This window comes from Spirillospora sp. NPDC048823 (assembly GCF_043198445.1).
Classification (GTDB): domain Bacteria; phylum Actinomycetota; class Actinomycetes; order Streptosporangiales; family Streptosporangiaceae; genus Spirillospora.
This window is the reverse complement of the sequence record NZ_JBICUT010000001.1, coordinates 551,947-573,570: the sequence shown is the minus strand read 5'-3', so window position 1 is coordinate 573,570 and position 21,624 is coordinate 551,947. Positions and strand designations below refer to the sequence as shown.

Here is a 21,624-nt window from a genome sequence, read left to right as displayed (position 1 = left end):
CCATCTTCGCGCCGGGGTCGGAGCACAGCCTTGAGAACCTGAGGTGAGGGGCTGCCCGACCCGCGGCGGCTCGGCGACCATCTCGCGCTCCAGGTCCGGCAGGTGCCCGGCGGGACGATCCGGAGCTACCGGCTGTTCGAGTCGGCCTCGTTCGAGCTGACGCCGCAGCCGGTCACGCCGTCCCCTTACCTGGAGCAGCAGCCCTCCATGGACGAAGCAGCGGACGACGTTCGCGGAGTCGATGCTCGCCGGTGTGCTGGAGGACAGCCGGGGCGACGAGGAGCTCCCGCCGGAGATCTCCCAGCTCCAGGAACTGGACGACGACCCGTTCACCGTCACTGTGCTGTTCGTCCTGTCTCGCCCTGCTTGATATCAGAAGGACTCACTCGGCCTTTTGTGTCACAGCAGTCTGACAGAGAGGGCGGTGATAGCAGAAGAACTCCATGCCCGCAGTCTTCTATGACCCGGCTCCCGCCGCCGACCCGGGCGGCGATCTCGGCCGGACGGCATCGGACGCGCGAGGCCGACGTGTCGGCGGCAGCAGGCTCCCGGATCCTGCTGAGCGGGACGCGCACGTTCACCAGTGGGGGCTCTGGCCACAATGCGACGAACACACACTTGCCCCCGATGCCGGTGCCCGTAACCAGGAGCGGATCTTTGACGCTGAACCTCGCCACCCTGTACGAAGCCGTCGCCCGTGTGGTGCCCGACCGGTCCGCGGTCACCTGCGGCACCGTGACCCGCACCTACGCCGAGCTGGACCGGCGCGCGAACCGCCTCGCCGCCCATCTGGTGAAGGCGGGCATCGAGCCGGGTCAGCATGTCGGCGTGTACCTGCTCAACAGCGTCGAGTACGTCGAGGTGATGCTGGCCTGTTTCAAGGCCCGCGCGGTACCGATCAACATCAACTACCGCTACGTCGAAGCGGAGCTGCTCTACCTGTTCGAGGACGCCCAGCTGCACGCGCTCGTGGTCGAGTCGGCGTACGCGCCCGGCGTCGCGGCCCTGGCCGACCGCACCACCCATCTGCGCCATGTGCTCGTCGTCGATGACGGCGGCGGCGCCGGGCCCGTCTCGTGGCCGGAGAAGCTGGCGGTGGCGGAGTACGAAGAGGCGTTGGCGGCGTGTCCGGGGGAGAGCGCGCCGCGCGCGGACCTGACCGGCGACGACCGGTTCGTGCTGTACACGGGCGGCACCACCGGGATGCCCAAGGGCGTGGTGTGGCGCCACGAGGACTTCTTCTACGCCGCCCTCCTCGGCGGGAACCCGTACGGCGAGCCGTACACGTCCGTCGAGGAGGTCGTCGCGGCCGCGGAGGGCGGAAACGCCCTGACCTACCTGATCTCGATGCCGCTCATGCACGGCGCGGCCAGCTACACGCTGTTCATGGGGCTGTTCGGCGGCGCCCACATGGTCCTCCTGCGCAGCTTCGACGCCGTGGAGATACTGCGCTGCATCGAGAGGCACGGCGTCCAGGTCGTCGCCCTGGTCGGCGACGCGCAGGCCCGTCCGCTGGCGGAGGCGCTGCGCGACCGCGGGGACGGGTTCGACCTCTCCTCGCTCTTCGTGATCGGCTCCGGCGGCGCGATCCTGTCGCAGTCCACCCAGGACGCGCTCAAGGAGCGGCTGCCGAACCTCATGGTCCGCAACAGCTTCGGCGCTTCGGAGTCCGGCGCCGACGGGGTCATCGTCACGGGCGAGGACGGCCTCATGCGGCTGCAGCCCTCGCCGGCGGTGCGGGTGATCGACGACCGGCACGGCGACGTGGCTCCCGGCAGCGGGGAGCTGGGCCGCCTGGCCCGCAGCGGGCATGTGCCGCTCGCCTACTTCAACGACCCGGAGAAGTCGAGTGCGACGTTCCCGGTCATCGACGGCGTGCGGTGGGTGGTGCTCGGCGACCTGGCCGAGGTCGAGGCCGACGGCACCATCGTGGTGCACGGCCGCGGCTCCGGATGCATCAACTCCGGTGGGGAGAAGATCTTCCCCGAGGAGGTCGAGCAGGCGCTCAAGGCGCATCCCGCCGTGATGGACGTCCTCGTCGCCGGCGTGCCCGACGAGCGGTTCGGCCACCGGGTCGGCGCCGTGGTCGAGCTGCGCCGGGGACACGAAGGCCTCGACCCGGAGGAACTGCGCACGCACTGCCGCGCGACGCTCGCCGGATACAAGGTTCCGGCGGTGATCGAGATCGTGGAGCAGGTGCAGCGCTCGCCCAGCGGCAAGGCCGACTACCGGTGGGCGAAGCGCACCCTGGCCCCCGGGACGGCCTGACGCGAGGCGCCGCCCCGGGCGTTTCCCGGCCGGTCAGGCCACGATCAGGAGCGGGTTCTGGAGGAGGGCGGCCAGGCGGTCCAGGAACTTGGCGGCGGTCGCGCCGTCGGTGGCGCGGTGGTCGACCGACAGGGTGACCGCCATGCGCTTGCCGGGGACGACCTGGCCGTCGCGGACGACCGGCTCGTCCCGGACCGCGCCCACGGCGAGGATCGCCGCCTCCGGCGGGTTGATCACCGCGGAGAACGAGTCGACGCCGAACATGCCGAGGTTGCTGACGCTGAACGTGCCGCCGCTCATCTCCATGGGCGACAGCCTGCCTTCGCGCGCCTTGGCGGCCAGGTCGCGGGTCTCCTGGCCGATCTGCGAGACGCTCCTGCGGTCCGCGTCCCTGATGACCGGGACGACCAGGCCGGCCTCGACCGCCACCGCGACCCCCACATGGATGCGCTTGTGGAAGAGCAGGCTGTCCTCGGTGTAGGAGACGTTGACGGCCGGGTGCTCGCGGAGGGCGGTCGCCGCGGCCTTCACGATCAGGTCGTTCACGCTGACCTTGGACGGCGCGAGCGCCTCGTTCAGCGTGGCGCGGAAGGCCAGCAGCGCCTCGGCGTCCACCTCGCGGTTGAGGTAGAAGTGCGGCGCCTCGCGCTTGCTCTGCGTGAGCCGCTTGGCCGCGACCTTGCGGAAGCGGTTCAGGGGGACGGCCTCGACGTCCGGGTCGTCGGCCCGCGCCTTGACGGGCGGCGCTGCGGGGGCCGGAGCCGGGACGGGTGCGGGAGCCGGGGCCAGGGCCTCGGCGCGGACTGCGGCCTCGATGTCGGCTCGGACGATGCGTCCGCCCGGACCCGAGCCGTTCAGCGCCGCCAGGTCGATGCCGTGGTCGCGGGCCAGCCTGCGCGCGAGCGGCGACGACGGCGGACGGGACGCCCCGGCGGCGCGCTGGGGAGCCGGAGCGGGGGTCGCGGAAGCGGCGGCCGGTTCGGGCTCGGCGGCGGGTTCGGGCTCCGCGGCGGCGGCCGGTTCCGGCGGGGCTGCCGGTTCCGGTTCGGCGGCCGGCTCCCGGGCGGCGGGTGCCGCGCCGCCCGCGGGGGCGATCACGGCGATGGGGGCGCCGATCGCGGCGGTCTCGCCCTCGGCCACGAGGATCTTGTCGAGCACGCCGGCCTCGTACGCCTCGTACTCCATGACGGCCTTGTCGGTCTCGATGTCGACGATGACGTCGCCGACCGCGATCTCGTCCCCCGGCTGCTTCTGCCAGGAGCTGATGACGCCCTCTTCCATGGTGTCGGAGAGGCGGGGCATGAGGATGTCGGTCATGATGCGGGCTCCAGGGCGCGGCCGGTCGCGCGGAGCGTGTCGCGGACGGCGGTGAGCAGGGATCCGGCGGACGGCAGCGCCGCCGTCTCCAGGGACTTGGCGTAGGGGAGCGGCACCTCGGCCATCGCGACGCGGCGGACGGGGGCGTCCAGCCAGTCGAACGCGCCCTCCTGGATGGTCGCGGCGATCTCGGCGCCGATGCCGTAGGTGAGCCAGTCGTCCTCGGCGACGACGGCGGAGCCGGTCTTGCGGACGGAGTCGACGACGGTCCGCCGGTCCAGGGGGCGGAGGCTGCGCAGGTCCACGACCTCCGCGGAGATGCCCTCGGCGGCGAGGGTCTCGGCGACCTCGGCGGCGACGCGGGCCATCCGGGAGTAGCCGATGATCGTGATGTCGGTGCCGGGGCGGGTGACGGCGGCGCGGCCGATCCCGGCGGGCTCGACGTCCTCGATCGCGGGGACCTCGCCCTTGGTGTTGTAGAGGGCGAGGTTCTCCAGGAACAGCACCGGGTCGTCGTCGCGGACGGCGGCCTTCAGCATCGCGGACGCCTCGGCGGGCGTGGACGGCGCGACGACCTTCAGACCGGGGATGAATGAGTAGAACAGCTCGACGTTCTGCGAGTGGGTGGCGCCGAGCTGCTGGCCGCCGCCGCCCGGGGTGCGGATCACCATCGGCACGCTCGCCTGCCCGCCGAACATGCCGTAGATCTTCGCGGCGTGGTTGACGATCTGGTCGAGTGCCAGCAGCGAGAAGTTGATCGTCATGATCTCCACGACGGGGCGCAGGCCGAGCATCGCGGCGCCGATCGCGGCGCCGACGAAGCCCTCCTCGGCGATCGGGGTGTCGCGGACGCGGCGCGGCCCGAACTCCTTCAGCAGCCCCTCGGTGATCTTGTAGGAGCCCTCGAAGAGCCCGATCTCCTCCCCGAGAAGGAAAACGTCGTCGTCCCGGAGCATCTCGGCGCGGAGCGTGTCCCGGAGGGCCTGCCGGTAGGTCATGGTCGCCATGAGCGTGCTCCTCAGGAACCGAATACGGGGTCGGCGGGCAGCCGTCGCTGCTCGCCGGCGACGGGGGTGGCGTAGGTGTAGTCGAACAGCGTCGACACGTCGGGTTCGGGGCTGTCGTCGGCGAACGCGGCGGCCGCGGTGACCTCGGCGGTGACCTCGGCGTCGAGGCGGTCGCGCTGGTCCGCGGTGAGGACCCCGGCCTCCTCCAGTTCCAGCGCCATGCGGGCCAGGGGGTCGGCGGCCTTGAGGGCCTCCTTCTCCTCCTTGGACCGGTAGCGGGCCGGGTCGACGACGGAGTGGCCCTTCAGCCGGGGGCTGACGGTCTCCAGCAGGTACGGCCTGCTCTCGGCGCGTGCGCGTTCGACGGCGGTGCGGGCGGCGTCCCGGACGGCGATCACGTCGGTGCCGTCCACGCGGGCGCTCTCGATCCGGTAGGCGGCGCCGCGCCGGTACAACTCGGGCTCGGCGGCGGAGTTCTCCACGGTCGTGCCCATGCCCAGCCCGTTGTTGACCACGACGAAGACGACGGGGAGGTCCCACAGGCCGGCGATGTTCAGCGACTCGTGGAACGCGCCGATCGCGGTGGTGCCGTCGCCCATGTGGCACATGACGACGTCGTCGCCGCCCCTGTAGGAGACGGCGAGCGCCGCGCCGGTGGCGAGGGGGACCTGCCCGCCGACGATGCCGTACCCGCCGAGCAGCCGCGCCTCGGCGTCGAACAGGTGCATCGACCCGCCCCAGCCCTTGGAGACGCCGGTGGAGCGGCCGTACAGCTCGGCCATGACGCGGTCCGCGCCGATGCCCTTGCTGAGGGCGTAGCCGTGCTCGCGGTAGTTGGTGAACAGGTAGTCGGTGGGCCGCAGCGCGGCCGTCAGGCCGACGACCGTGGCCTCCTCGCCGAGGTTCAGGTGGCAGTAGCCGCCGATCTTGGCCTCGGTGTAGGCGCGGCCGGCCCGCTCCTCGAACCGCCTGATCAGCAGCATCTGCCGGTAGTAGCCGACGAGCGTCTCGGCGTCCGGCGGCGGGACGGGGGCCTCCGGCGACGTGGCGGTGGCCGCAGGCGATGATCCGGTGGGCTTCGACGGCGCGGTCTTCGACGGTGCGGGTTTCGACGACGAGGCGCGGGCCTTGGGCGGCCGGGTACCGGTCGTCCTCCGGCCGCGGGCCGGGGCGCCTGCACCGGTCGAGGCCGTGCTGGTCGACGGGACGGTCTCGGTCATCGGCGACCTTCCTTCTTCGGGGGCGGCGCCATAGGATCGCCACGACGCTCACCGATCATCATTGATCTATGATCGATCATATTCTATCCGTCAAGACCCACTTACCGAATCTGCGTCTAACATGGTTTCGTGAACGCGCCCATCCCCGCCCCGCTGCTGCGCACCGGACTCGCCGACCAGATCCGGGAGTTCATCGTGGAAGGCATCAGCTCCGGGCGATGGGAGCCGGGCGAACGCCTGGTCGAGCGCCGTATCGCGGCCGAGCTGGGCGTCAGCCAGGGGCCCGTCCGGGAGGCGCTGCGCCAGCTGGAGGCACAGCGGCTGATCGAGTCGCTGCCGAACCGGGGCGCCCGCGTCCGCGAGTTCACCGAGCGGGACCTGGCCGAGATCTTCCCCGTCCGGGCCGGGCTGGAGCGGACGGCCGCGGAACTCGCGCTGCCCCGCCTCTCCGACGGCTGCCTGGACGCGCTGGAGGAGCACAACCGGCTGCTCGGCGAGGCCGCGCGGGACGGTGACCTGCACGAGCAGATGCGCCTCAGCATCGCCTTCCACCGCGAGATCGTCGAGACGGCGGGCAACCGGCTGCTCGTCTCGGTCTGGGAGGGCCTCGGCATCGAGCTGTGGACGACGCTGTCCCTGCGCCTCCACCAGACCGGGATCTACTCCAAGTCGGCCGAGCACGCCGAGCTGATCGAGGCGTTCCGCCGCGGCGACCCGCAGGCGCCGCAGCTGCTGCACGAGCACGTCATGAACTACGCGCCCTGACCACCGCTTCTCGCGATCGCCGCTCTCGCGCCGCTGCTCGCGCGGTCACTCCTTCTCGCGGTACGCCTTGGTGAGCTGCGCCTCGGCGTCGTCCAGATAGGACCGCAGTTCCCGCTCGGCGGCCGCGAGGTCGCCCTGCGCGATCAGGTCGTAGAGGCGGCGGTTGCGGGCGAGGTACGGCTCGTGGAACTCGCGCGGCGCCCCCATCTCGTGGAAGACCAGGCGCATCTCGGCGAGCAGGAGCCGGGTCATCTCGTCCACGCGCGGGCTGCCCACCAGCGCGGCGATCGCCTGGTGGAACCGGATGTCGGCGGTGCCCACGTCCGCCCACTCGCCGTCCGCGGCGGCGCGCTCGCCGTCGAGGACGGCGGCCTCCACCCGGCCGAGCGCCTCGTGGGGGGCGCCGGACGCCGACCGCACGCCCTCGCACTCCAGGATCCGCCTGACCCGGTAGAGGTCGGCCAGGCCGTCGGCGGTGACGCGGCGCACGAACACGCCGCGGTTGAACTCGTGGACGACCAGGCGTTCCTGGGCGAGCAGGCGGAACGCCTCCCGCACCGTGTTGCGCGACACCTTCAGCGCGTCGCCCAGTTCCTCCTCGCGGACCCGTTCGCCGGGGGCCAGCCGGCCGTCGGTGATCTTCTCGCGGAGCAGTTCGGCGATCCTCGCGGCGGTGCTGGTCCGGTCGAGATCGTGCCGGGCGGCCGCTATGTCGGTCAGCCATGAGCCCTGCGCCGGCACGGCCATCGACCACCTTCCGGGATCGGCGCGGGGCTGCCGCGCGGAATTGATGCGACCCCAGCCTATCCGCAGCGATCGAAGAATGCATCAACAGGTCTCTTGATGGATTGTTGAACAATCTCTACGCTGACGGAAAGCCGAACCGCCCAGAAGGGTCACCCCCATGACGGACCGGACCACCCTGGCAGAGACCCCGGCCCCACCCGCACGCTCACGTCGCGGCGCCCTCCTCGGCGCCATGTTCCTGATGGCCACCAGCGCCATCGGCCCCGGCTTCATCACCCAGACCACCGTGTTCACCGCCAAGCTCGGCGCCGCGTTCGCGTTCGCGATCGTCGTGTCGGTGCTGGTGGACATCGCGATCCAGCTCAACGTGTGGCGCATCGTCGGCGTCTCCGGCATGCGCGCCCAGGAACTCGGCAACCGCGTCCTGCCCGGCGCCGGCTACGGCCTCGCCGCGCTGGACGTCTTCGGCGGCCTGGTCTTCAACATCGGCAACATCGCCGGCACCGCCCTCGGGCTGAACGCGCTGCTCGGCCTGGACGTCAAGATCGGCGGCGGGATCTCCGCCCTCGTCGCCATAGGGATCTTCCTGATCCGGCGCGCCGGGGTCGCGATGGACCGGATCGTGATCCTGCTCGGCGGCGTCATGATCCTGCTGACGCTGTACGTGGCGATCGTGTCCGACCCGCCCCTCGGCGACGCGCTCAGGCAGAGCATCGCACCCGAGACCGTCGACTTCCTCGTCATCACCACCCTGATCGGCGGGACGGTCGGCGGCTACATCACCTACGCGGGCGCGCACCGCATGATCGAGTCCGGCGTGACCGGGAGCGAGAACGTCAAGGAGATCAACCGCAGCGCCGTCACCGGCATCCTCGTCACCGGCGTGATGCGGGTGCTGCTGTTCCTCGCCGTCCTCGGCGTCGTCGCCGGCGGCGTGACCCTGGCCAAGGAGAACGCCCCCGCCTCCGCCTTCGAGCACGCGGCCGGCGAGGCCGGGCTGCGCCTCTTCGGACTGATCATGTGGTCGGCCGCGATCACGTCGGTGATCGGCGCGTCCTACACCTCGGTGTCGTTCCTGGTGTCGTTCTCCTCCTTCGTCGAACGGCACCGCAACCGCCTGGTCGTGGCGTTCATCCTGGTCTCCGGCTCGATCTTCCTCATGATCGGGACGGCCCCGGCCAAGCTGCTCATCCTCGCGGGCGCGCTGAACGGGCTCATCCTGCCGTTCGGCCTCGCCGTGCTGCTGTGGGCGGCGGGCCGCCGCCGCGACCTGCTCGGCGGCTACCGGTACCCGGTCTGGCTGCTCGTCCTCGGCGCCGCCGCCTGGCTGCTCTCCCTCTACCTGGGCTGGAACTCCCTGTCCGGCCTGAACGACCTCTGGGGGTGAGGACCGGGTGCGGATCCTGCCGAGCGGTGACGCGGCCGTCCTGGTCGAACTGCCGGACCTGACCGGCATGCTCGCCCTGTACGCGGCGCTGGCCGCGTCCCCGCCGCCCGGCGTCGCCGACATCGTCCCGGCGGCCCATACCCTCACCCTCCTGCTCGGCCCGTCCGCCGACCCGGCCGCGGTCGCCGCCGCCGTCCGCGCCACCCGGCCCGGCACGGCCGGCGGCGCCGCCGGCACCGCCGAGGTCCCCGTCGTCTACGACGGCGAGGACCTCGGCGAGGTCGCCCGCCTCACCGGCCTCACCCCCGCCGGGGTCGTCGCCGCCCACACCGGTACCGCCTGGCGGGTCGCGTTCACGGGGTTCGCGCCCGGCTTCGGCTACCTGGAGGGCGGCGATCCCCGGCTGGACGTCCCGCGCCGCGCGACGCCGCGCGTCCGCGTCCCCGCGGGCGCGGTCGGCCTCGCCGGACGCTTCAGCGGCGTCTACCCCGTCGAATCACCCGGCGGCTGGCAGCTCATAGGACGCACGGAGGCCGTCCTATGGGACCTGGACCGCGACCCGCCCGCCCTGCTCCGCCCCGGAGTCCGGGTTCGGTTCGTGCGGCGGGAACCATGAAGCGGGGCCTGGACGTTCTCGACACAGGTCCCCTGGCCACCGTCCAGGATCTGGGCCGTCCGGGTCATGCGGCGCTCGGCGTGGGGGTGTCGGGCGCCGCGGACCCGGACTCGCTCAGGCTCGCCAACCGCGCGCTCGGCAACCCCGAGGACGCGGCGGCGATCGAGGTCACGCTGGGCGGGCTCCGCGTCCGCTGCCGCGGCGGGCTGTTCGCCGCGGTCACCGGAGCACCCGCCCCGCTCACGGTCGGCGGCCGCGCCGAGGCGCCCTACTCGGTGATCCACATTCCGGACGGCGCCGAACTCCGGATGGCGGTGCCGCCGGCGGGGCTGCGCAGCTACCTGGCCGTGCGCGGCGGGCTCGCCGTCGCGCCCGTCCTCGGCTCCCGCTCCACCGACACCCTCGCGGGGCTCGGCCCCGGCCCGCTCAAGCCCGGCGACCTGCTGTACGCCGGCCAGCCGCCCCGCGGGGCCGGTCCGCTCCTGGACGTGCTGCCCGTCCGCCCGCCGCCGCCCGGCGACATCGGCCTGCACGCGATGCCCGGCCCCCGCGACGACTGGTTCTCTCCCACCGCGCTGACCACGCTGTTCACCTCCGCCTACACGGTGACCAGCGAGATCGACCGGGTCGGCATGCGGCTGGACGGACCGCGTTTGCCCCATGCGGAACGCGGCGAACTACCCAGCGAGGGAACCGTCACCGGGGCACTGCAGGTGCCGCCGTCCGGGCAGCCCGTGCTGTTCCTCGCCGATCACCCGCTGACCGGCGGATATCCCGTCATCGCGGTGGTCGCCTCCGCACACGTGGGGCGCGCCGCACAGGCCCGTCCCGGGCAGCGGCTCCGTTTTCGGCCGCATCCCGCGCCGGACCTTCGAGAGGAGAGAGTATGACCGCACCGATCGACCCGGGCGCGTTGTCGCCGGACCAGGCCAGGGCGCTGTTCCGGGCCGGCCTCCGCGTCCCCACCTCCGGCTGGTGCGCCGGCTGGACGCAGGCGAACCTCATCGCCGTGCCCCGCGAGCAGGCCTACGACCTGCTCCTTTTCGCGCAGCGCAACCCCAAGCCGTGCCCCGTCCTGGACGTCGCCGAACCCGGCGAGGTGTCCACGCCCCTGTTCGCCGGAGACCTGCGCACCGACCTGCCCGGCTACATCGTCTACGAGCGCGGCGAACCGGTCGCCGAGGTGACCGACGTGACCGGCTTCTGGCGCGACGACCTGGTCTCGTTCCTCATCGGGTGCAGCTTCACCTTCGAGGACGCGCTCCGCGACGCCGGCGTCCCCGTCCGGCACATCGAGCAGAACGGCAACGTCCCGATGTACCGGACGAACCGGATGTGCCGCCGCGCCGGGGAGTTCGGCGGCCCCCTCGTCGTCTCGATGCGGCCCGTCCCCGCCGCGCAGGTGGCCGATGCCGTCCGGGTGACGTCCCGGTACCCGTCCGTCCACGGCGCCCCCGTCCACATCGGCGACCCGGTCGACCTCGGAATCGACGACCTCGGCGCCCCCGACTTCGGCGACCCCGTCGAGGTCCGGGTGGACGAGATCCCCGTGTTCTGGGCGTGCGGCGTGACGCCGCAGGCGGCCGTGATGGCGTCCCGTCCGAAGCTGGCCATCGGGCATGCCCCCGGCCACATGGCGATCACCGACGCCCGCGACACCAGGTATCTGGTTCCCTGACACGGCATAGGCTGCTCGCATGGCCGAGATCGTCGCCCCGGGCGACCTTCTGGGGGAGCGCTACCGCCTGGAGCGCCCCCTCGGCGCGGGCGGCATGGCGACCGTGTGGCGTGCGGTCGACCTCGTCCTCGACCGGGCCGTCGCGGTCAAGGTCCCCAACGGCGGCTGGCCCGAGGAGTTCACGCTGCGGCTGCGCCAGGAGGCGAAGGCCGCCGCGGGTCTCACGCACCCCAGCATCACCGGCGTGTACGACTACGGCGAACACCGACCCGGGCAGTCCGGCGGGCCGTCCCCCCAGGGGCGGTACGAACACGTCCCGTATGTGGTCATGGAGTTGCTTGACGGTGAGACCCTGTCGGCACGCCTGTCCCGGGGGCCGCTGCCCTGGCGTGAGGCGGCCGGGATCTGTGCCCGTGTCGCCGACGCCCTGGCCGCCGCGCATGCCGCCGGGATCGTCCACCGCGACATCAAGCCGGCGAACGTCTTCCTGACCCGGGTCGGTGTGAAGGTCCTCGACTTCGGCATCGCCTTCACCGGCCCGTCCGCGCCCGGCGGTCCCCTCCTCGGGACTCCCGCCTATGTCGCTCCGGAACTCCTGTCGGGCACGTCCCCGACATCGGCGGCCGACATGTTCTCCCTTGGCGTCGTCCTCCGGGAGTGCTTGGACGGCGACGTTCCCGACGCGGTCACCGCCCTCTGCCGCCGCTGCCTGGACGAGGACCCGGAGGCCCGCCCCACCGCCTCGGAGGCGGCGCGGGTACTCGCCGGCGCGGCCGGCGTCCAGCTCGCCCCGTTCCCCGCGCCCCAGCCCGCCGGGGCTCCGGACGGCGGCCTGAGGTCCGGCGCGCCGCGAGAACCGACACGCGTCCTGGCCGACCCGGCCCCGCCCGGCCCGGCGCCGGCCCGCAGGCCTTTGATCATCGCCGGGGCGGCGGCCGGTGTCGTCGCGCTGGTGGCGATGCTGCTCGCGGCGCTCTCCCCGGACTCGTCCCCGCGGTCGACCGCGCCGCCGCCGGCGGCGAGCCCGGAGCCGGAGCCGGCGGCGTGCTCGGTGTCGTACCGGATCGACGGGACGTGGCCGCAGGGCTTCCAGGCCACGGTGCGGATCACGAACCTCGGCGCCGGGGAGATCGACGGCTGGCGGCTGGGGTTCGAACTGCCGGACGGCCAGGCGATCACGCAGCTCTGGAACGGCAGCCAGGTCCAGGACGGCTCGTCGGTCACCGTCACGGCGGCCGACTGGAACCGGTCGATCCCGCCGGACGGGACGGCCGAGTTCGGGTTCATCGGACGGCAGGACGGCGGCGACGGCCGCCCGTCCCGCTTCACCCTCAACGGCGGAGAGTGCCGCACCTGACCCACCGAGTCAATGGGAGCGCTCCCAGAGTATCGTCGCAGCTCATGCTGCTCGGGATCGAATTGATGGGGCGCCGCCTATTGTGCCGCGGCTGGTCGAAGGCTTAGCATCCGGGACAATCGAAGCGCTTCGACAGTCGGCTCGATCCCACCCCCGGAGGAGACCATGATCAAGGCAGGCAGGAGCGTGGCGGTGCTCGCCGCCCTTGCCGCGGCCGCCCTGTCGCTGACCGCGTGCGGCGGCGACGACGGCGGCTCGGACGGCAAGGTGCTGAAGCTCTGGCACTACGAGTCCCCCGACAGCGCCATGGGCAAGGCATGGAACGAGGCCGTCAAGGAGTTCGAGGCCACGCATCCCGGCGTCACGGTGAAGTTCGAGGAGAAGGGCTTCGAGCAGATCCAGAAGACCGCGCCCATGGTCCTGAACTCCAAGGACGCCCCCGACGTCATGGAGTACAACAAGGGCAACGCGACCGCCGGCCTGCTGTCCAAGCAGGGGCTTCTCACCGACCTCACCCCCGAGGTCCAGAAGCGCGGCTGGGGCAAGCTGATCAGCCCGAACGTCCAGGTCACCGCCAAGTACGACGCCAAGGGGACGATGGGCGGCGACAAGTGGTTCGGCGTCCCCAACTACGCCGAGTATCTGCAGGTGTACTACAACAAGGACCTGTTCGAGAAGCACGGCGTCGAGATCCCCACGACGTTCGACGAGCTGATCGCCGCGATGGACGCGTTCGTCGCGAAGGACGTCACGCCGTTCACCAACGCGGGCGCCGAGTACATGGCGCACCAGTTCGTCTACCAGCTCGCCCTCGACAAGGCCGACCAGAGCTGGGTGGACGCCTTCCAGCGCTACACCGCCAAGGCGAACTTCAACGACGCCGCCTGGACCCACGGGGCGACGACGTTCGCCGACTGGGTGAAGAAGGGCTACATCGCCAAGAACTCCGTCAGCCTCAAGGCCGAGGACGCGGGCGTCGCCTTCATGAAGGGCGAGTTCCCGATGATGTTCTCCGGAAGCTGGTGGTTCGGGCGCGTCGCCGCGGAGTCGAAGTTCGACTGGGAGACCTCGGTGTGGCCCGGCGCCAAGATGACGCTCGGCTCGGGCGGCAACCTGTGGGTCGTCCCCCAGGGGTCGGAGAACAAGGAGCTCGCCTACGACTTCATCGACATCACGATGAAGAAGAACATCCAGAACACCCTCGGCAACGCGGGCGGCATCCCGGTCGCGGCGGACCCGGCCGCGATCACCGAGCCGAAGGCCGAGAAGCTCATCTCGGACTTCGACGCGCTGGCCAAGTCCGGCGGGCTGGCCTACTACCCGGACTGGCCGGTCGCCGGCTTCTACGACGTGCTGGTGTCGCAGACGCAGAAGCTCATGAACGGCACCCCCCCGGGTGAGGTGCTCGGCGGCATCCAGAAGTCCTACGACAGCGGCCTGCCGAAGTGACGACGCAGGGCCGCGGCCGGTCGCGGGAGCAGTGGGCGTATCTGCCCTATCTGCTCCCCGGCCTGCTCCTGTTCACCGCCGTCATCGGTGTGCCGTTCCTGATGAACATCGGGACGAGCTTCACCGAGTGGACGGGCATCGGCACCCCGGAGTGGGTCGGGCTCGACAACTACCGGGAACTGGTGAAGGACGAGCAGTTCTGGGCGTCGTTCGGGCACAACGCACTGATCATCATCGGGATGGCGGTCCTCCCGACGATGATCGGGCTGGTGCTGGCCTCGGTGCTGACCGACCTGATCGACCGGCACTTCGGGTCGCGGACCGCGAGCGTCCTGCGCGCCTGCATCTACCTGCCGCAGGTGCTGCCGATCGTCATCGCGGGCGTGGTGTGGAGCTGGCTGCTGGCCCCGGAGGGCGGCGCGGTCAACGCGCTGCTGGACGCCGTGGGCCTCGGGTCGCTCGCGCACGACTGGCTCGGCGACCCGGCCACGGCCCTGTGGAGCGTCATCGCGGTGATGGTCTGGATCCAGATCGGATTCCCGCTGGTGATCTTCATGTCGGGGCTGCAGCGGGTCGACCCGGCGCTGTACGAGGCGGCGGAGATCGACGGCGCCTCCTGGATGCGGCGGTTCTGGCACGTCACGGTCCCGCAGATCCGGCCGGAGATCTTCGTGGTCCTGCTGTGGACGACGATCGCCGCGTTGAAGGCGTTCGCGCAGATCTTTGTGCTCACGAAGGGCGGCCCGGGCGGAGCGACGAACGTGCCGGCGTACTACTCGTGGGTCCACTTCTTCGAGAAGTCCGACGTCGGCTACGGCTCGGCGATCGCGACCGTGCTGACGCTCGTCATCATCGCGCTGACCGTCGTCTTCCTGCGCATGCAGGGACGTGAGCTGGGGGAGGAGCAGTGACGGCGACGCCGGCGAAGAAGGCCGGGACGCCGCCGCGCGAACGGCCCGGCAACCCGCGGCGACGCCGCCGCGGACCGTCCGCCTACGCGGTGCTGGTGGCGCTGGCCGCGTTCGCCGGCGTGATGCTGATCCCGTTCGTCGTGGTGGTCTTCAACGCGCTGAAGACGCCGCAGGAGTACTCCTCGAAGGGGCCGCTGTCACCGCCGGACGGGTTCAACCTGGACGCCGTCCGCGCGTTCTGGGAGCGCACCGACTTCGGGAACGTGCTGCTGAACAGCGTGTTCATCAGCGGTTCCGTCGCCGTCCTGGCGGTCCTGCTGTCGGTGCTGAACGCCTACGCGCTCGGCATCGGCCGGATCAAGGGGCGGATGTGGGTGCTCGTGCTGCTGCTCATGGCGAACACCGTGCCGCAGGAGGCGCTGGTCTACCCGCTGTACTACCTGTCCAAGCAGGTCGGCCTGTACGACACCAGGATCAGCGTGATCATCGTGTTCACGGTCATCCAGAGCGCGTTCGGGACGTATCTGCTGGCGTCGGTGCTGTCGGCGTTCCCGCGCCCGCTGCTGGAGGCGGCGCGGATCGACGGCGCCGGCCGATGGCAGGTCCTGTGGCGGGTGATCGTGCCGGTCGTGCGGCCGACGCTGTCGGTGCTGATGGTGTTCTTCTTCGTGTGGACCTGGAACGAGTTCCTGATCCCCATGGTCTTCCTGATCTCCAACGAGAACCAGACGGTCTCGGTCGCGCTCGGCGTCCTGCAAGGGCAGCGGCTCATGGACGCCACGATGTCCAGCGCCGCGTCGCTGCTCGGCCTTCTCCCGACCGTCGTCTTCTTCCTCATCTTCCAGCGCACTCTGTCGCGCGGACTCACCGCGGGGGCCATCAAGTAATGAAGTTCAGTGACGGCTACTGGATGATGCGCGAAGGTGTGCACGCCGCCCATCCGGTCGAGGTCCTCGACGTCGACGCCGGGCCCGACTCGTTCACGGTGTACGCGCCCGTCGAGCGGATCAGGCACCGGGGCGATCTGCTCAAGGGACCGGCGGTCACGGTGACGTGCGAGTCGCCGATGCCGGACGTCGTCGGTGTCACCCTGACCCACTTCGCCGGGGAGGAACGGCGCGGCCCCCGTTTCGAGCTGGCCACCGACCCGGCCGGGGAGGTGTCCATCGATGACGACGCGGCGACGCTGACGTCCGGCGACCTTTCGGTGCGGGTCAGGCGCGGAGGGAAATGGGGCGTCGACTTCCTGGTGGACGGGCGGCGCCTCACCGGCAGCGCGCCCAAGGCGCAGGCCGTCATCGACACCGGCGACGGACGCCATTACATCCGGGAACAGCTCGATCTGGCCGTCGACGACTTCGTCTACGGGCTCGGTGAACGGTTCGGGCCGCTGGTGAAGAACGGCCAGTCCGTGGACGTGTGGAACGCCGACGGCGGGACGGCCAGCGAGCAGGCGTACAAGAACGTGCCGTTCTTCCTGACGAACGCGGGCTACGGCGTCTTCGTCGACCATCCGGGTCGCGTGTCCTTCGAGGTGGCCTCGGAGGCCGTCGCCCGGACGCAGTTCAGCGTCGAGGGCCAGTCGATGCGGTACTTCGTCATCTACGGGCCGACGCCGAAGGAGATCCTGCGCAAGTACACCGCGCTCACGGGACGGCCTGCCCGGCTCCCCGAATGGTCGTACGGGCTGTGGCTGTCCACGTCGTTCACCACGTCCTATGACGAGGAGACCGTCACGTCGTTCATCGACGGGATGGCCTCGCGCGACCTGCCGCTCAGCGTCTTCCATTTCGACTGCTTCTGGATGCGCGAGTTCCAGTGGTGCGACTTCGAATGGGACCCGAGGGTGTTCCCCGACCCGGAGGGGATGCTGCGCCGGCTTCGCGAGCGCGGACTGCGGATCTGCGTCTGGATCAACCCGTACATCGGGCAGCGCTCACCGCTGTTCGAGGAGGGGCGTTCGCGCGGCTACCTGCTGAAACGCCCGAACGGGGACGTGTGGCAGTGGGACAAGTGGCAGCCTGGCCTCGCCGTGGTCGACTTCACCCACCCCGAAGCCAGGGAATGGTACGCCGGCAAACTCGGCGCGCTGCTCGACATGGGCGTGGACTCCTTCAAGACGGACTTCGGCGAACGCATTCCCACCGATGTCGTCTACCACGACGGTTCCGACCCGGAACGGGCGCACAACTACTACACCCACCTCTACAACCGGACCGTGTTCGACCTGCTGCGCAAGAAGCGCGGCGAGGGTGAGGCGGTGGTGTTCGCCCGTTCCGCCACGGCCGGCACGCAGCGTTTTCCGCTGCACTGGGGCGGCGACGCCGAATCGACGTTCGAGGCGATGGGGGAGAGCCTCCGCGGCGGCCTGTCCCTGGGAATGTCGGGCTTCGGCTACTGGAGCCACGACATCGGCGGCTTCGAGGGGACACCCGACCCGGCGCTGTTCAAACGGTGGATCGCGTTCGGGCTGCTGTCGTCGCACAGCCGCCTGCACGGCAGCCATTCCTACCGGGTGCCGTGGCTGTTCGACGAGGAGTCGGTGGATGTCCTGCGGGACTTCACCCGGCTGAAGATGCGGCTGATGCCCTATCTCTCCGGTGCCGCCCGCCAGGCCTACGGGGAAGGGCTGCCGATGATGCGGGCAATGGTCGTCGAATTCCCCGGCGACCCCGCCTGCACCCACTTGGAACGCCAGTACATGCTCGGCGACGATCTGCTCGTGGCACCGGTCTTCTCGTCCGGCGGTGAAGTCTCCTACTACGTGCCCGGGGGCGTGTGGACCCACTACCTCACCGGCGAACGCGTCGAAGGCGGCCGCTGGGTGCGGGAAAGGCACGGGTTCGGCAGCGTGCCGCTGCTCGTCCGCCCGGGGGCCGTCATCCCGGAGGGCGCCGTGGACGACCGTCCCGACTACGACCACGCCGACGATGTCACCTTGCGCATCTACGAGCCGTCCGATGGAGCAACCGTCACCGCACAGGTCGGCGACACCACGTTCACCACGGCGAGAAACGGTGAAAACCTGCGCGTGACAGGCGGCGGAGCCTGGAACGTTCTCCTCGTCAACGCGCGCGTGGCCGCGGTGGAGGGCGGCGAGCCTTCCGCACATCCGCAAGGCGTTCTGATCAAGGCGGCCGGTGGCGAACTGGTCATCACCCTGGAAGAGGAGAATTGATGGGCTTCCCGGAAGGGTTCCTGTGGGGGGCGGCCACCGCCGCCTACCAGATCGAGGGAGCGGCCCAGGAGGACGGACGCGCACCGTCCATCTGGGACACCTTCAGCCATACACCGGGCAAGGTGCTCAACGGCGAAACCGGTGACGTCGCCACCGACCACTACCACCGCCGGCAGGAGGACGTCGCGACGATGGCCGGCCTGGGCATCGACGCCTACCGGTTCTCCATCTCCTGGTCGCGCGTCCTGCCGGGAGGGACGCCCAACCAGAAGGGCATCGACTTCTACTCCCGGCTGGTCGACGAACTCCTCGAACACGGCATCGCCCCGGTCGCGACCCTCTACCACTGGGACCTCCCGCAAGAACTGGAGGACGCCGGCGGCTGGCCCGAGCGGGACACGGCACGCCGGTTCGCCGACTACGCCGAACGGATCGGGCGCGTCCTCGGCGACCGCGTCCACACGTGGACGACGCTGAACGAGCCGTGGTGCTCGGCGTTCCTCGGCTACGCGTCCGGCGTCCACGCCCCCGGCCGCACCGACCCGGCGGACGCGCTCGCCGCCGCCCACCACCTGAACCTCGCGCACGGCCTGGCCGTGCGGGCTCTGCGCGGCGTCGTCCCCCCGTCCGCGCGCCACTCGGTCACCCTCAACATCCACCATCTGCGCGGCGACGCGGAGGCCGTCCGGCGGGTGGACGCCGTCTCCAACCGGGTGTTCCTCGACCCGATGCTCGGCAGGGGCTACCCCGCCGACCTCCTGGACGACACGGCGTCCCTCACCGACTGGGGTTTCCTGCGCGACGGCGACGCCGAGATCATCGCCGCCCCCATCGACGTCCTCGGCGTCAACTACTACGCGCCCACGCTCGTCCGGCAGTGGGACGGCGTCTCCCCGCGCGAGCACGCGGACGGCCACCGGCAGGGCGCGGCGTCGCCGTTCGTCGGCTGCGACACCGTCGAGTTCGCCCGCCTGCCCGGCCCCTACACGGCGATGAACTGGCCGATCGACGCGAGCGGCATGGAGGAACTCCTTCTGCGGCTGCACCGCGACTACCCGCACACCCCGCTGATGGTCACCGAGAACGGCGCCGCGTTCGACGACGCGGTGGACGGCGCGCCGGACGGGAGGCGCCACGTCCACGACGACCGCCGCATCACGTATCTGCGCGACCACATCGCCGCCGTGGAAAGAGCCTGCGACGCCGGCGCGGACGTCCGCGGCTACTTCGCCTGGTCGCTGCTGGACAACTTCGAGTGGGCCTACGGCTACTCCAAGCGCTTCGGCCTCGTCCACGTCGACTACGCCACCGGCGAACGCACCTGGAAGGACAGCGCCCACTGGTATCGCGACGCCATCGCCTCCCGCCGCGCGAGCCCATGACGTCGCGCAAGCCCATGACCTCGCGGGAGCCAATGACCTCGCGGGAGCCCATGAGCGCCGCACGCGCGCGGGTGGCCGTCCTGGCGCTGTCCCTCGCCGCGTTCTGCTTCGTCACGACGGAGAGCCTGCCGATCGGGCTGCTCCGCCTCATCGCGGACGACCTGGACGTCTCGCCGTCGGCCGTCGGCCTGCTCGTGACCGGCTACGCGGCCGTGGTCGCGGTCGTCTGCGTCCCGCTCGTGCGGGTCACGGCCCGGATGGGACGGCGCCGGCTGCTCACCGGCGTGATGCTCCTCTTCGTCGCCATGTCGTTCGCCGCGGCGGCGTCCCCCGGCTACGGCGCCCTGCTGGGCTCGCGGCTGGTCACCGCGCTCGCCCAGGCGGTGTTCTGGCCGGTCGCCGCGGTGGCGGCGGCCGCGCTGTTCCCGCCCGCGCGACGGGGGAGGGCGGCGGCCTACGTGTTCGCCGGCGGGTCCCTCGCCGTCGTCATCGGCATCCCCCTCGGCACCTGGCTCGGCCGCGCCGCCGGCTGGCGCGCCTCCTTCGCCGCGCTCGGCGCCCTGTGCCTGATCTCGCTCGCCGCCGTCGCCGTCCTGCTGCCCGGCGGGAACGCGGGCGGCTCGGCCTCCGTCCCCGCGGCGCGGCCGGACCGGCGGCGCTTCCGGCTGCTGATGGTCACCGTCGTGCTGGCCATCGGAGGCGTGTTCGCCTGCTACACCTACATCACCGAGTTCCTGACCGGCGTCAGCGGCTTCCCCGGCTCCGCGATCAGCCCGCTGCTGCTGGTGAACGGCGCCGCCGACATCTGCGGCCTCGTCATCGCCGGGATCGTGGTGGACCGCGGCCCCCGCGCCCTGCTGGCCGCGTCCACCGCCGTGCTCACGATCGCGATGCTCGGCCTGTTCACGTTCGGTGCCGCGGCGGTACCGGCGGTCGCCGGGCTCGTCCTGCTCGGCCTCGGGCTGCCCGCCTTCGTGACGGCCATGCAGGCCAGGGTGCTGCAGTCGGCGCCGGGCGACACCGGCGTGGCCTCGGCGTGGGCGGCGTCCGCGTTCAACGTCGGCATCGGGGGCGGCGCCCTGCTCGGCGGCGCGCTGCTGCCGTTCACCGGTGTGCGCGGCACGGCCCTCGCGGGCGCGGTCGCCGCCGGCGCGGCGCTCGCCGTGATCGGCGTGGAACGCCCGGTCCGGCGGCGGGCGTTCCGCGCGCGGGCTCCGGCCGGCCTCGGCACGGCTAGCATCGATCGCACTCTCACACGCTTCGAGGACGACGGGACGGTCCGTGGTCAAGATCACTGATGTGGCGCGGCACGCCGGAGTGTCGCCGAGCACGGTCTCCTACGTGCTGAGCGGCAAACGCTCGATCTCCGAGGAGACCCGCCACCGCGTCCGGGAGAGCATCCGCGAGCTCGGCTACCGGCCGCACGCGGGCGCCCGCGCGCTCGCCAGCAGCCGGTCCAACGTGCTCGCGCTGATGATCCCGCTGCGCTCCGGCATCGCGGTGCCCGTCGTCATGCAGTTCGCCGTGTCGGTGGTGACCGCCGCCCGCCGGCACGACCACGACGTCCTGCTGCTCACCCAGGAGGAGGGCGAGGACGGCCTGCGCCGCGTCGCCGACAGCGCGCTCGTGGACGCCCTGATCGTGATGGACGTGCAGATGAAGGATCCGCGGCTGCCGCTGCTGCGCTCCCTGGACCGGCCGAGCGTGCTCATCGGCTTCCCCGCCGACGCCGACGACCTGACCTGCATCGACCTCGACTTCCACGCCGCCGGCGCCGTCTGCGTCGAGCATCTGGCCGAGCTCGGGCACCGGGAGATCGCGATGATCGGCTCGCCGCCCGAGGTCTACGCCCGGCAGACGGGCTTCGCGCAGCGGGTCGCGGACGGGTTCACCGGCGCGGTGCGGGCGGCCGGCCTGACCGGGGACGTCCTGCCGTGCGAGGCCACCGCGGACGCGGCCCGCGAACTGGTGGGGCGGCTCCTCGCCGAGCGTCCCGGCCTGACCGGCGTCCTCGTCCACAACGAGCCGATCGTGGGCCCGGTCGTGCGGGCCCTGCGCGCCGCCGGACGCCGCGTCCCGGAGGACGTGTCGGTCGTCGCGATATGCCCGGACGAGATGGCCGAGCACGCCGAGCCGCCGCTGTCGTCCGTCGCGATCCCCGCCGACGAGGTGGGTGGACGCGCCGTGGAGCTGCTGATGTCCAAGCTCGACGGGGCCGCGGTTCCGGCCGCGACCCTGCTCCCGCCGACCCTGACCCGGCGGGCCAGCACCGCGCCCGCCGCCGGCTGACCGACAAGGAGGTACGGAGAGGGCCCTGCACGGGCCATAGTCGAAGCGCTTCG

General features: G+C 71.6%; 18 protein-coding genes. 14 read left to right on the top strand and 4 right to left on the bottom strand.

Translation table 11 applies throughout. The features are described 5' to 3' along the window. Positions 1–657: 657 nt before the first annotated feature. Positions 658–2,268: an acyl-CoA synthetase gene (locus ACGFK0_RS02460; protein WP_392898935.1), complete on the top strand. Its 1,611-nt coding sequence runs from the start codon at positions 658–660 to the stop codon at positions 2,266–2,268. Positions 2,269–2,301: 33 nt separating this feature from the next. On the opposite strand, the gene ACGFK0_RS02455 is transcribed toward ACGFK0_RS02460, so the two are convergent. From ACGFK0_RS02455 to pdhA, 3 genes are read right to left on the bottom strand one after another with little or no spacing between them, the layout of a single operon-like run. After that, on the bottom strand, positions 2,302–3,585 hold the full coding sequence (locus ACGFK0_RS02455) for a dihydrolipoamide acetyltransferase family protein (RefSeq protein WP_392898933.1): 1,284 nt from the start codon (positions 3,583–3,585) through the stop codon (positions 2,302–2,304). Further along, on the bottom strand, positions 3,582–4,592 hold the full coding sequence (locus ACGFK0_RS02450; protein WP_392898931.1) for an alpha-ketoacid dehydrogenase subunit beta: 1,011 nt from the start codon (positions 4,590–4,592) through the stop codon (positions 3,582–3,584). Before ACGFK0_RS02450 ends, ACGFK0_RS02455 begins: the two co-directional genes overlap by 4 nt. An 11-nt stretch (positions 4,593–4,603) precedes the next feature. Continuing rightward, a complete protein-coding gene (gene pdhA, locus ACGFK0_RS02445; protein WP_392898927.1) occupies positions 4,604–5,812 on the bottom strand; it encodes a pyruvate dehydrogenase (acetyl-transferring) E1 component subunit alpha in 1,209 nt (402 codons plus the stop codon). A 129-nt stretch (positions 5,813–5,941) separates the two neighbouring features. On the opposite strand from pdhA, the gene ACGFK0_RS02440 reads away from it, so the two are divergent. Next, positions 5,942–6,577 (top strand): GntR family transcriptional regulator, encoded by a 636-nt coding sequence (locus ACGFK0_RS02440; protein ID WP_392898924.1) that lies wholly within the window; start codon positions 5,942–5,944, stop codon positions 6,575–6,577. Between the two features lie 45 nt (positions 6,578–6,622). On the opposite strand, the gene ACGFK0_RS02435 is transcribed toward ACGFK0_RS02440, so the two are convergent. Continuing rightward, positions 6,623–7,324 carry a GntR family transcriptional regulator gene (locus tag ACGFK0_RS02435; RefSeq protein WP_392898921.1) on the bottom strand — a complete coding sequence of 234 codons (702 nt, stop codon included), beginning with the start codon at positions 7,322–7,324 and terminating at the stop codon, positions 6,623–6,625. A 157-nt stretch (positions 7,325–7,481) separates the two neighbouring features. On the opposite strand from ACGFK0_RS02435, the gene ACGFK0_RS02430 reads away from it, so the two are divergent. The 12 genes from ACGFK0_RS02430 (at position 7,482) to ACGFK0_RS02375 (ending at position 21,571) form a co-directional block, all read left to right on the top strand. Beyond that, positions 7,482–8,711, top strand: a complete 1,230-nt coding sequence (locus tag ACGFK0_RS02430; protein ID WP_392898919.1) for an NRAMP family divalent metal transporter — start codon at positions 7,482–7,484, stop codon at positions 8,709–8,711. 7 nt (positions 8,712–8,718) lie between these two features. Beyond that, positions 8,719–9,327, top strand: coding sequence for an allophanate hydrolase subunit 1 (locus tag ACGFK0_RS02425; protein WP_392898916.1), 609 nt, complete (start codon positions 8,719–8,721; stop codon positions 9,325–9,327). Beyond that, positions 9,324–10,217: a biotin-dependent carboxyltransferase family protein gene (locus tag ACGFK0_RS02420; protein WP_392898913.1), complete on the top strand. Its 894-nt coding sequence runs from the start codon at positions 9,324–9,326 to the stop codon at positions 10,215–10,217. The genes ACGFK0_RS02425 and ACGFK0_RS02420 overlap by 4 nt, the downstream gene beginning before the upstream one ends. Next, complete coding sequence (locus ACGFK0_RS02415; protein ID WP_392898911.1) at positions 10,214–11,005, top strand: putative hydro-lyase; 792 nt, start codon at positions 10,214–10,216, stop codon at positions 11,003–11,005. Before ACGFK0_RS02420 ends, ACGFK0_RS02415 begins: the two co-directional genes overlap by 4 nt. Positions 11,006–11,024: 19 nt before the next feature. Continuing rightward, positions 11,025–12,362, top strand: a complete 1,338-nt coding sequence (locus tag ACGFK0_RS02410) for a cellulose binding domain-containing protein (RefSeq protein ID WP_392898908.1) — start codon at positions 11,025–11,027, stop codon at positions 12,360–12,362. A gap of 165 nt (positions 12,363–12,527) precedes the next feature. Then, entirely contained in the window at positions 12,528–13,811 is a 1,284-nt protein-coding gene (locus tag ACGFK0_RS02405; RefSeq protein WP_392898905.1) for an ABC transporter substrate-binding protein, read from the top strand. Beyond that, on the top strand, positions 13,808–14,722 hold the full coding sequence (locus tag ACGFK0_RS02400; RefSeq protein WP_392898904.1) for a carbohydrate ABC transporter permease: 915 nt from the start codon (positions 13,808–13,810) through the stop codon (positions 14,720–14,722). Before ACGFK0_RS02405 ends, ACGFK0_RS02400 begins: the two co-directional genes overlap by 4 nt. Next, on the top strand, positions 14,719–15,609 hold the full coding sequence (locus ACGFK0_RS02395) for a carbohydrate ABC transporter permease (protein ID WP_392898901.1): 891 nt from the start codon (positions 14,719–14,721) through the stop codon (positions 15,607–15,609). The genes ACGFK0_RS02400 and ACGFK0_RS02395 overlap by 4 nt, the downstream gene beginning before the upstream one ends. After that, on the top strand, positions 15,609–17,900 hold the full coding sequence (gene yicI / locus ACGFK0_RS02390; protein ID WP_392898899.1) for an alpha-xylosidase: 2,292 nt from the start codon (positions 15,609–15,611) through the stop codon (positions 17,898–17,900). The genes ACGFK0_RS02395 and yicI overlap by 1 nt, the downstream gene beginning before the upstream one ends. Beyond that, positions 17,900–19,282: a GH1 family beta-glucosidase gene (locus tag ACGFK0_RS02385; protein ID WP_392898896.1), complete on the top strand. Its 1,383-nt coding sequence runs from the start codon at positions 17,900–17,902 to the stop codon at positions 19,280–19,282. The genes yicI and ACGFK0_RS02385 overlap by 1 nt, the downstream gene beginning before the upstream one ends. A 50-nt stretch (positions 19,283–19,332) precedes the next feature. After that, the gene (locus ACGFK0_RS02380) at positions 19,333–20,580 is read left to right on the top strand and encodes an MFS transporter (protein ID WP_392898893.1); all 1,248 of its coding nucleotides are present in this window, start codon (positions 19,333–19,335) and stop codon (positions 20,578–20,580) included. After that, positions 20,564–21,571 carry a LacI family DNA-binding transcriptional regulator gene (locus tag ACGFK0_RS02375; protein WP_392898890.1) on the top strand — a complete coding sequence of 336 codons (1,008 nt, stop codon included), beginning with the start codon at positions 20,564–20,566 and terminating at the stop codon, positions 21,569–21,571. The genes ACGFK0_RS02380 and ACGFK0_RS02375 overlap by 17 nt, the downstream gene beginning before the upstream one ends. Positions 21,572–21,624 lie beyond the last annotated feature (53 nt).